Here is a 2,209-nt window from a genome sequence, read left to right as displayed (position 1 = left end):
CCGCCGCCCCGGCCGCCTCTCCGGCCCCGCCGCTCGATGGCGGTCTGCGCACTGATCGGCGCGGCCCTCATGGCCGCGGTCGACGAGATCGTCTTCCACCAGTTGCTCAACTGGCACCACTTCTACGACCGTTCGACCCCGTCGGTCGGGCTGCTCGCCGACGGGCTGCTGCACACCGCGGAGGTGCTGGGCCTGGTCACCGGGTTCGTCCTCTACGCCGACATGCGCCGCCGCGGCACCCTCTCCCCCGCCCATGCCCGGGCCGGGCTGTTTCTGGGTCTGGGCGCCTTCCAGCTCTTCGACGGCATCGTCGACCACAAGGTGCTGCGCACCCACCAGATCCGCTACGGCGTCGACCTGCTCCCCTACGACCTGGCGTGGAACGGCCTCGGCCTGGCGCTGCTGGGTGTCGGCGCGGCCCTGGCCGTACGCGCCGGGCGGGCCGGGCGTGTGAGGCCGTCGGAGTCATCGGGGGTCTCGGGGTCCTCCCGATGACGCCCGAGCACCTCCACTCCTCCGGTGCCGGCCCCGGCCCGGCAGCCCTGCTCGCCGCCGCGGCCTCGCTGCTCGCGGTCGTCTGCTACCTGCTCGCCGCCGCGCGTCTGCGCCGCCGCGGCGACGCCTGGCCGTACGCGCGTGACCTGTGCTTCGCCTCCGGCGGTGCCGCTCTGGCGGCGGCCGCCGTCCTCACGCCGCCCGGCGGTCCGTTCACCGCTCACATGGTCCGGCATCTGGTCGTCGGCATGGCCGCACCGCTGCTGCTGGTCCTCGCCCGGCCCCTCACCCTCGCACTGCGGGCGCTGCGCCCCGGCCGCATGCGGCGCGCCCTGCCGGCCGCGGCGCACTCCCGGCCCGCCGCCTGGCTGGTCTTCCCGCCACTGGCCGCGCTGCTGGACGTGGGTGGTCTGTGGGTGCTGTACCGCACGCCCCTGTGGGCCGCCTCCCACGACAGGCCCCTCCTGCAGGCGGCGGTGCACTTCCACGTCCTGGCCGCGGGTCTGCTGTTCACCTTCGCCGTGTGCCGGCTCGATCCGGTGCGCCGCCGGTGGGGCCTGCCCTGGCGCGGTGCGGCACTGCTGGGCGCGGGGGCGGCGCACGCCGTGCTCGCCAAGTCCCTGTACGCCGCGGCCCCGTACGGCACCGCCTTCGCCCCCGCCGACCTGCGCACCGGCGCCCTGCTGATGTACTACGGCGGCGATCTGGTCGAGCTCGCCCTGGCCGTCGTCCTGGCCGTGCAGTGGTACGCCGCCGGCGGCCGCTCACTCGCCCGCGCCCGGCGGCGGCTCCGCGCCGCGGCGGTGTGAGCACCGCCCGGCCGGGCCCGTACCGCCCGGGCGGCATCGGGCGCCATCCGTATGCGTGCCGCCGTGAACGGCGGGTACGCGAAGGACACAACCCGCAAGGGAGTCACAGCGGTCAGCGGAGTTCCGCGCGCTGACGCCGCCGGCGGCCGGGTGTCCGTCCCCCGCACAGATCGGCCGCCGGCTCCTCCCTTCCCCGGCCGGCCCCCAAACGAGCCGAGACACCCCGACTCCGGCTCGCCTTGGACGAGGAAGCCGGGCCCGGGAGGAGGACGCGCCGCCCGGCGGGCCCTTCGGGGACCCGCACGAGGCGGCCGCCGTCCGTTCCGGCCGCAACCACTGCCCGGCCCCGGAAGACCCCCCGGACCGCTCAGGACCGCTCAGGACCGAGCCCCGGACGGCACCGTGCGGGACGAAGGGGCGATGTGGCGACAGATCGACAAATCCCTGCGGGTGACATGGGAGGCCGAATGCAGCAGGCCGCCGCGCGGCCGGGCCGCGCCGGGGTCACGGTGGAAGTCCCCCAACGTCTCGAAGGAGATTGATCCCATGCGTCGTCTTGTCCGCATGTCCGCGGTCGGTGCCGGTCTGTGCTGCGCCCTGTTCGCCGCGGCCCCCGCCGCCACCGCCTCCTCGGCCGCCCCCGAGTCGGGCGTCCAGATGTGCTCCGAGCACGTCAACCCCGGCCTCCTGGGCGGCCTGCTCCCGAGTGCGGGCAGCCAGACCAAGGGCTGCATGACCAGCAACGCCACCACGGCGGAGTAATCACTCGGCGGCATCCCGGGTGGGTGTCCCGCGGCCGGGCCGCGGGACACCCACCCGCCGTTGTGGCACCGCCCCTCCCGCATGGCCCGCCGCGTACGGGGTACGGTCCCCGCACCGCCGGCCGTGCCAGGAAGGAGCCGTGG

The 2,209-nt window shown here is 75.8% G+C and carries 3 protein-coding genes; all 3 read left to right on the top strand.

What is annotated here, in order from left to right; translation table 11 throughout:
- Nucleotides 1-495, top strand: a 495-nt coding sequence (locus L7D48_RS28340) for a DUF2243 domain-containing protein (RefSeq protein ID WP_308312362.1), incomplete at its 5' end; no start/stop codon positions are given.
- The gene (locus L7D48_RS28335) at nucleotides 492-1,304 is read left to right on the top strand and encodes a cytochrome c oxidase assembly protein (RefSeq protein ID WP_237883884.1); all 813 of its coding nucleotides are present in this window, start codon (nucleotides 492-494) and stop codon (nucleotides 1,302-1,304) included. The genes L7D48_RS28340 and L7D48_RS28335, both read left to right, overlap by 4 nt.
- Before the next feature lie 546 nt (nucleotides 1,305-1,850).
- Entirely contained in the window at nucleotides 1,851-2,066 is a 216-nt protein-coding gene (locus L7D48_RS28330) for a hypothetical protein (RefSeq protein ID WP_237883882.1), read from the top strand.
- The last annotated feature ends 143 nt before the right edge of the window (nucleotides 2,067-2,209 follow it).

The organism is Streptomyces sp. ICN903 (assembly GCF_022015835.1).
In the GTDB taxonomy this organism is placed as follows: Bacteria; Actinomycetota; Actinomycetes; order Streptomycetales; family Streptomycetaceae; genus Streptomyces; species Streptomyces fenghuangensis.
This window is presented reverse-complemented; position numbering and strand designations above follow the sequence as displayed.

Excerpts from the sequence above, each read along its gene's own strand:
- L7D48_RS28335 (WP_237883884.1), top strand. The coding sequence starts at position 492 with ATGACGCCCGAGCACCTCCACTCCTCCGGTGCCGGCCCCGGCCCGGCA.
- L7D48_RS28330 (WP_237883882.1), top strand. The coding sequence starts at position 1,851 with ATGCGTCGTCTTGTCCGCATGTCCGCGGTCGGTGCCGGTCTGTGCTGC.